The 7241-nt window shown below is 34.3% G+C and carries 10 protein-coding genes and 1 pseudogene; 9 read left to right on the top strand and 2 right to left on the bottom strand.

The genetic code is table 11. The features are described 5' to 3' along the window. The first annotated feature begins 152 nt into the window (after positions 1–152). From CWB66_RS16435 to CWB66_RS16395, 9 genes are all read left to right on the top strand, one after another. Complete coding sequence (locus tag CWB66_RS16435) at positions 153–1127, top strand: transposase (RefSeq protein WP_138586200.1); 975 nt, start codon at positions 153–155, stop codon at positions 1125–1127. Positions 1128–1218: 91 nt separating this feature from the next. Further along, positions 1219–2007 (top strand): hypothetical protein, encoded by a 789-nt coding sequence (locus CWB66_RS16430; protein ID WP_212747831.1) that lies wholly within the window; start codon positions 1219–1221, stop codon positions 2005–2007. A gap of 22 nt (positions 2008–2029) precedes the next feature. Further along, entirely contained in the window at positions 2030–2455 is a 426-nt protein-coding gene (locus CWB66_RS16425; RefSeq protein ID WP_171037523.1) for a hypothetical protein, read from the top strand. 8 nt (positions 2456–2463) lie between these two features. Then, positions 2464–2874, top strand: a complete 411-nt coding sequence (locus CWB66_RS16420; RefSeq protein ID WP_138586198.1) for a hypothetical protein — start codon at positions 2464–2466, stop codon at positions 2872–2874. Between the two features lie 304 nt (positions 2875–3178). Next, positions 3179–4153, top strand: a complete 975-nt coding sequence (locus tag CWB66_RS16415) for a transposase (RefSeq protein ID WP_077535940.1) — start codon at positions 3179–3181, stop codon at positions 4151–4153. 149 nt (positions 4154–4302) lie between these two features. Then, positions 4303–4653 (top strand): hypothetical protein, encoded by a 351-nt coding sequence (locus CWB66_RS16410; protein ID WP_252371777.1) that lies wholly within the window; start codon positions 4303–4305, stop codon positions 4651–4653. 206 nt (positions 4654–4859) lie between these two features. After that, complete coding sequence (locus CWB66_RS16405) at positions 4860–5168, top strand: hypothetical protein (RefSeq protein WP_138586197.1); 309 nt, start codon at positions 4860–4862, stop codon at positions 5166–5168. 132 nt (positions 5169–5300) lie between these two features. Then, a complete protein-coding gene (locus tag CWB66_RS16400) occupies positions 5301–5789 on the top strand; it encodes a type VI secretion system amidase effector protein Tae4 (RefSeq protein WP_077535938.1) in 489 nt (162 codons plus the stop codon). After that, on the top strand, positions 5789–6142 hold the full coding sequence (locus CWB66_RS16395; RefSeq protein ID WP_077535937.1) for a T6SS amidase immunity protein Tai4 family protein: 354 nt from the start codon (positions 5789–5791) through the stop codon (positions 6140–6142). The genes CWB66_RS16400 and CWB66_RS16395 overlap by 1 nt, the downstream gene beginning before the upstream one ends. A gap of 404 nt (positions 6143–6546) precedes the next feature. Here CWB66_RS16395 and CWB66_RS16390 read toward each other — a convergent pair whose 3' ends face one another. Further along, positions 6547–6993, bottom strand: coding sequence for a KTSC domain-containing protein (locus tag CWB66_RS16390; protein WP_252371776.1), 447 nt, complete (start codon positions 6991–6993; stop codon positions 6547–6549). Between the two features lie 58 nt (positions 6994–7051). Continuing rightward, a pseudogene (locus CWB66_RS22460) lies at positions 7052–7241 on the bottom strand (IS3 family transposase); the annotation flags it as partial.

Genomic DNA, 7241 nt, shown 5'->3' with positions numbered 1-7241 from the left:
TTATTACTTGTTTTTTATACTCTTTTGTATTCAGCTCTGGGCATCGCGGTTGTAATTATCTGCCCAAGGTCAGACTATTCGTCAGGGTCAAATCTTGACTTCATACATCAATGGTCTAGATTTATAGTTTATTACTCATTGAGTTTATTATTATGTCTAGACCGCTGCGAATAGAGTATGAAAATGCGTTTTATCATGTAATGAATCGCGGAAGAGGGCGTGAAAATACCTTTTTGAGTGATAACGATTTTAAGCATTTTTTATACTGCATTGAGCAAGCAAGCCTTCGTTTTAATATTGAAGTGCATTCGTATTGTTTAATGACCAATCATTACCACCTACTAATAAAAACCCCTGATGCAAATTTAGGCAGAGCCATGAAACATATTAATGGTTTCTATACGCAATATTTTAATAGAACACACAATACAGATGGTGCACTGTTTAGAGGTCGCTATAAGGCGGTGCTGGTGGATGCTGATAATTACTTACTACACGTTAGTCGTTACATACATCGTAACCCTATAGAAACAAGTACTCCGTTAGTAGATGAACTCATTGACTATAAATGGTCTAGCTATTCAGCTTTCATCAAAAAAACAGCGACGCCAAAATGGTTAGTCCGAGACTTTATATTTTCGCTTCAAGGAAAAAAGCGCAAATATGCTGCGTACAAACAGTTTGTTGAATATGAAAACAATAAAGAAATAAGTACGTTTTATGGCGCTAAAAAGTTACTTTCAGTTTTGGGCTGTGACGCATTTATTGAAAAAATAAAAGGGTATATAGCAATACCAGATAGCGAAAGAACTATTGTTATTAAAAAACGCTCAACGCATGATGTAATCGATTATTTAGCTAAATATTTTTGTATAAATACACATGATATTGTAACGGTTAAGAAAGGGCGAAAAGAGAAAAACTTGCCACGTATGTTTGCTATTAAATTATGCCAAGATTTAACAGGGCAAAATTTGAAAGCGTTAGCCGCTGCTTTTAATGTTCAACATTATTCAGCCATATCCCAAACGGTATGTAGGCTAAATAAGTTAATAATTGAAGATGGTAAGGTCAAATTACAATTAGAAAAACTGCGAGATAGTTTGATGTATGAAGTCAAGATTTGACCCTACTAGCTCTTCTATTAGCTCTTGATTTTTTAATCTAACTTAGGTAGTTTATTACAAACTGAATGTAAATATGCAACAAGGATTGAGTATGAATAGTTTAAAAATCAGGGATATCCAGAATAATAAAAAATTAATAGAATCCATCCGTAAAAACCATCAAACACTTTATCTACTAAGTGAGAAAGAACTTATCGAATTACACAAGAATGCGACAAAAGATAAGCCTACCTCTACAAGCCGAGTCGTGGCTGGCAATATATCAGCAGCTTTAGATGGTCGAGTATTAATTCAAATGATCCGCGATCTAGGTTTTACTGGTCGCGTTTATGAGAAATATATTCGAGGTGAGAAATATATTATTTTTAAAGGTAAACTCGAATTTAAAACTATATTCACTAAAACAGCTAAAAATGCTCGAGTTGTTGATATGGCTATAGGGAAAACTTCAGCCATAATTCAGAGTGCTCGCTCCGGTGCTCGCTTAACAATCTTTTTTACAGTTCCAATTATAATACTTCAACATTTTTTAGAAGATGAGGTTCTACTTAGTAATTTACTTGCCGATTTAGCTGTATCCTTGATAAAGGTAGGTGTATCAAGTATTGCTGCTGCGGTTGCGGCAGTTGCTGTGGGAACAACAACTACAATAGCCGCAGCCCCTCTCGCTGTAGCTCTATTTATCGGCCTTGCCGTAGCATACTCATTAGATAAACTTGACGAGTATTTTAGTATTACGGAAAAATTAGGATTGATTTTACGAGAGATTGAAGACGCTACTATTGGTGAAATAAGCAGGAAAGGTTGGGAGTTAGAAAAAATTCTTCGCTGGCAGATTGCTAATGATATAAACCCCGGTAAAGGCATATTTTATCCTTAACAGTATTGGTCTGATAATTCACATGAAAAAGAAACTTTTGTTCATATTTCTATCTATATCATTAATATTATTTAGTAATGTATCGGCTTCCAAATCGTTTCCAATGAATAAAATTGGTTGCGCTATTATTAATGAAAATTACTTTGAAGACGTCCCTAAAATGCTAAAGGGCGATTCGGTAAACCTTTCGACAGCTCTTATTGATGATAAGTTGATTTATAAAAATGATGAAATTACTGTAAAAGCGGCAGCTGCAACGGTTATACATACAGGAGTAGAAAACCCCTGGATTAGCTCTTTTAAGATAACTATTTCACAATCTAAAAAAGATACGATTAGCGTTAGGAGCGCTCCAAGGACTAATGATAATAATAAAATGAATGTTTATTTTGTTCTTACTTCACAAAGTCGTGGCGAATTAATTATTTCTTGCAGTGCAAGAGAGTAAGCTTAATTATGCGTTCAGAACTAACCTATATAATATTAATCTCAGCTTTATTAATTTTCATATCAACTTTTAGTCCTAAAATAATTAATATATTATATAGTTTAACCTTAACAATCTTTGGTGTTGGATGCTTTTTTCTTTTATATCTGATAAGAAAATATCCATCCAGAAATGGGTCAACAACGTTAAAATCCATACAATCAAAAATAATATTAGCCTTACTTTTATTAGCTCTTTCATTCTTTTTAGGATGGTTTTCTTATCAATTTATCTTAGATCCGAATACCATTGCTTGTAAATACAATAATGGATGTGAAACAGGCCCTCTTGGTTGGTCTGTATCTTTATTATTATTTGGGTTATCTTTACTAACTTTTTACATCAGCTTGATATTAGCAAAGTCTGCTTATAAGAAGTGATTTTTCACTACCTCCGCATTGCTTTTTATTCAAAAACCAAGTGTTCTTATTATTTAAACTCAATTTAAATATGACTACGTATCTAGTAATGACGTCGATTGGTGTGAATACGCACCGTGGCTTGAATAAAGAACGCCATATGAGTTTAAGCGTTTTAATTGAGCATCATTGATGCTTAATTAAGCCCTTGGCTTGCCCCTCAGTCATCGTTTTGTAGAAAACCAAAGAAACCAAAGGGGTCAAATCTTGACTTCATACATCAATGGTTTAGATTTATAGTTTATTGCTCATTGAATTTATTATTATGTCTAGACCGCTGCGAATAGAGTATGAAAATGCGTTTTATCATGTAATGAATCGCGGAAGAGGGCGTGAAAATACCTTTTTGAGTGATGACGATTTTAAGCATTTTTTATACTGCATTGAGCAAGCAAGCCTTCGTTTTAATATTGAAGTGCATTCGTATTGTTTAATGACCAATCATTACCACCTACTAATAAAAACCCCTGATGCAAATTTAGGTAGAGCCATGAAACATATTAATGGTCTCTATACGCAATATTTTAATAGAACACACAATACAGATGGTGCGTTGTTTAGAGGTCGCTACAAGGCGGTGCTGGTGGATGCTGATAATTACTTACTACATGTTAGCCGTTATATACATCGTAACCCAATAGAAACAAGTACACCGTTAGTAGATGAACTTATTGACTATAAATGGTCTAGCTACTCAGCCTTCATTAAAAAAGCGGCGACGCCGAAATGGTTAGTTCGAGACTTTATATTTTCGCTTCAAGGAAAAAAGCGTAAATATGCTGCGTACAAACAGTTTGTTGAATTTGAAAACAATAAAGAGATAAGTGCTTTTTATGGCGCTAAAAAGTTATTTTCGGTGTTGGGCGGCGATGAATTTATTCAGAATGTTAAGGAGTATATTGCAAAATCAGACAACGAAAAAAGCGTTGTTGTTCAGAGGCGTTCAACTGATGATGTTGTTGCGTACTTAGCTAAATATTTTTGTATAGATACACATGATATTGTAACGGTTAAGAAAGGGCGTAGAGAGAAAAACTTACCTCGTATGTTTGCCATAAAGTTATGCCAAGATTTAACAGGGCAAAATTTGAAAGCGTTAGCCGTTGTTTTTAATGTTCAACATTATTCAGCCATATCTCAAACGGTATGCAGGCTAAATAAGTTAATAATTGCAGATGATAAGGTCAACTTACAGTTCGAAAAACTTCGAGATAGTTTGATGTATGCAGTCAAAGTTTAACTCATTTGGTTTTTTGGTCTACCCTCTGGAGGAACAAGTTTACTATGGTGCGGTATTGTTGTTGGAGGAGGTGGCGGGTATTTAGGTGGAAAATATTTCTCAGAAAAAGGAGATAAATTGGGAGGGGTTTTATATGAGAAGATTGAAAAGTGATTATTGATAGCGAACTTTTTGGCTTACTTTTATTTGGGATTGGTATAGGTGTCATTTTTATCATTATTTTACCTTTAGCCTTTTATTTAAAAGGGAAAAAGCTCAGAACAGTTGAAGATATTTTAGAGTCAGGAAACCGCTATTATTCCCTAAATATTTTTATGGCGCTCCATGGTTTACTTCATTATGGCAGTGTATTTTTATTTGATTGGTATGCAAAACGTTATAATTTATTAAGTGATAGAAATAAGGTGCCAGCTCAAGCCTCGATACTATTTAAAGTGTATTTTGTAATTTTTATGCTTTGCGTACTTTTAATGTTTTTATCTACATTATTTTTTGAATAATGACTTTAGGCGATAGAAAAACCAGAGGGGTCACCCATTAGAAAGTTCCGGTCAAGCAGGCCGCTGTGTTTACTTGAGCTTTTTATTCAAAAACCAAGTGTTCTTATTATTTAAACTCAATTTTATTAAGTGCTTAGTACTGATTAATAAGTACAATAGCTAAAGTTTATTTATTTTTATTTTATATTTACAAGGAAGTTGTTTATATGAGTGATGTAACTCCATTTTTATATATTGCTGTTTTAGCTTTTTATTTTTTACACAAAAACGAAGAAGGTAAAATACTAGTACCGATCATTGCTTTTGCAGCAATACCGTTATTTACTAATGATTACTGGCTGTGGTTTAAGGTGAGTATAGGGCTGGGTATCTATGTTTTAATGGTAGAAAAAGCTAAGGCCGGATATACAGGAGCTGGAGCCGTTTCAGCATTTGCTGCATTTTTTATAGCGGCTTATTTAGTTAGTGCCCTCATGCATACTGTTATGTTTATGGTAGCTGATATTAGTTTTTGATTATTTAAAACCAGATTACTTACCCATTAGATTTACAGTAGCTCAATTATAAAATTATGTATTGTAGCTTGCTTTTTAAGCTCGTAAAATGTAATTTGGGTACAACATAGACTAAATTAAAAGGAATTAACTATGATAAATCTACCTGCATGGAATACTCTACAGAAAAACTACCCAGCACTGCCTGCGCCAGCTGTTTTTAAAAAAATTGGTGGTAAGGTGGAATTAAACCATGATATTGGTGTTTTTAATAACGCATGCGCAACACGTATCTCTCTCGCTTTAAATAGTTCAGACTCCACCCATAAGATCCCTTACTACAAAGCTATCGGTCCCAATGGAAAATTTGAAGGGCAGGTTTCTTCAGGAAAAAATAAAAACTGGTATATTTTTCGAGTAAAAGTACTGATTAAGTATTTAACAGAGAAGTATGGTAATCCAGATATGTATAAACCAGCAATACATGAAAAAGAGCTTAATGGTCGTAAGGGCATTATTATTTATGAAGTAAATGGCTGGTCTGACGCTACTGGGCATGCAGATTTATGGGATGGAAATAAATGTGTTTATAAAGGCTACGGTAGCCAGTCAAATAACGTTTTATTTTGGGAAGCATCGTGATGTCGAAGTTTAAGGTAATAGGAGTCTTTTTATTATTAACCTTGAGCTTTTCATGCACATCTATGCCAGAGAAAGGTAAAGATCCACTGATGGATTTTGCTAGTGCAAATTGCTTTTTTTGGTATTTCAAAGATAACAACATTTCTACTAGTGATATTAGTAAAATAACAGGTGGAATCGTTGAGATGAGTAGCTATTCGGCTGATAAGTTTCAGCAGGTCGCGTTGCTGGTTAAAAATTATTCACCTCAATTGAAAACAAAACATGAAGTTGAGATACAATTGGCAAAATGCTTTTTGTTAAAAGATGATGCAAGCTTCATAAAAGAGCTTAAAACCATAGGTGAATCTTAATTAACTTCATAAATTTTCCTTTTTTAATATGGAGATCAGGTCTTAATTTTTAGAATGATCTTCATGTAGAACTAAAGGGATCCCTCCGGACCTGATCCTATTGGTTTCTACAAATACTCCTGAGATAAAAACCTATAGGTTATTTCCTCCGAAACTCAACTCTGTAAAACACAGCAGCCTGCTTAACCGGAACTTTCTAATGGGTGACCCCGCTAGCCATTACTTGATCATTTTTGAAGCTCAGCAGTTAAAGTAACCACTTAGATGCTGAACTTGCTTGCGCGTGAGGTTTTCGGTTTGGCTAACTGTTTTTACTCGCCAATTTGAAACTTTCAAACTCTGTACTTACTTTGTCGGGATAAGTCCGCGACCTATATTAAATTGTGATGCATTTATCATTTAAGTTATTTTTCATCTATCGCAACTGGCTCAAGTGTTGTCATTTTTAAATAAACCCTACTTCCAATATCCAACTTATCAACTGGGTATTGACCACGAATATTTTCATTATAAAACTTACCCATTGAGGTTGAGTAATACAGCTCATCCCATAATAAGATAGGTATATTATAATAACGGTAAGCGCTTCCTGATTTAAATTTTAGGTCAAGGATTTTATTGATCGTTGAATAGCCAATGTGTGAAAAAGCACTTGAATTTACTGGGTGTTGTTCAAACAAAGGAAATGGGGTTTGGTTTAACAAAGAAAGCTTGATCCCAGCGCTTATTGCATCTGCAACTGCATTATTTCTGAGATAAGTATCAATTAGCCCATGCCCTGTCGAATCAAATAAGGACTCAGCGGTATAATTTGATGGCAAACTACCAAATAAAACCCTTACAGCTTGCATAAACCTGTCTTCATTGAGAGCGGAGTTTTTCAAGTTAGTTGTCGCATCAAGTTAAATTTTATGCCGCCCGCACTTCTTCTTTTTTCTCTGGATTCAAATTTACTTCATTGATCATTGTCCAATCTCTAGACTTTCCTGACCAACGACTTGGATTCTGTAATTTCGCCATTTCATTTACCTGATGACGTTTCTCTAGTTTCGCTTTATGTAACCCTAAATTACTCTGATTTGTCGTGCCAAACTTACAC

Origin of the sequence: Pseudoalteromonas sp. S558 (assembly GCF_005886635.1) — a bacterium.
In the GTDB taxonomy this organism is placed as follows: domain Bacteria; phylum Pseudomonadota; class Gammaproteobacteria; order Enterobacterales; family Alteromonadaceae; genus Pseudoalteromonas; species Pseudoalteromonas aliena.
This window is presented reverse-complemented; position numbering and strand designations above follow the sequence as displayed.

What these genes read in the sequence shown, in the direction of transcription:
- CWB66_RS16425 (WP_171037523.1), top strand. Translation starts at nt 2,030, where the DNA reads ATGAAAAAGAAACTTTTGTTCATATTTCTATCTATATCATTAATATTA.
- CWB66_RS16430 (WP_212747831.1), top strand. Translation starts at nt 1,219, where the DNA reads ATGAATAGTTTAAAAATCAGGGATATCCAGAATAATAAAAAATTAATA.
- CWB66_RS16400 (WP_077535938.1), top strand. Translation starts at nt 5,301, where the DNA reads ATGATAAATCTACCTGCATGGAATACTCTACAGAAAAACTACCCAGCA.
- CWB66_RS16435 (WP_138586200.1), top strand. Translation starts at nt 153, where the DNA reads ATGTCTAGACCGCTGCGAATAGAGTATGAAAATGCGTTTTATCATGTA.
- CWB66_RS16415 (WP_077535940.1), top strand. Translation starts at nt 3,179, where the DNA reads ATGTCTAGACCGCTGCGAATAGAGTATGAAAATGCGTTTTATCATGTA.
- CWB66_RS16395 (WP_077535937.1), top strand. Translation starts at nt 5,789, where the DNA reads ATGTCGAAGTTTAAGGTAATAGGAGTCTTTTTATTATTAACCTTGAGC.
- CWB66_RS16420 (WP_138586198.1), top strand. Translation starts at nt 2,464, where the DNA reads ATGCGTTCAGAACTAACCTATATAATATTAATCTCAGCTTTATTAATT.
- CWB66_RS16405 (WP_138586197.1), top strand. Translation starts at nt 4,860, where the DNA reads ATGAGTGATGTAACTCCATTTTTATATATTGCTGTTTTAGCTTTTTAT.
- CWB66_RS16390 (WP_252371776.1), bottom strand. Translation starts at nt 6,993, where the DNA reads ATGCAAGCTGTAAGGGTTTTATTTGGTAGTTTGCCATCAAATTATACC.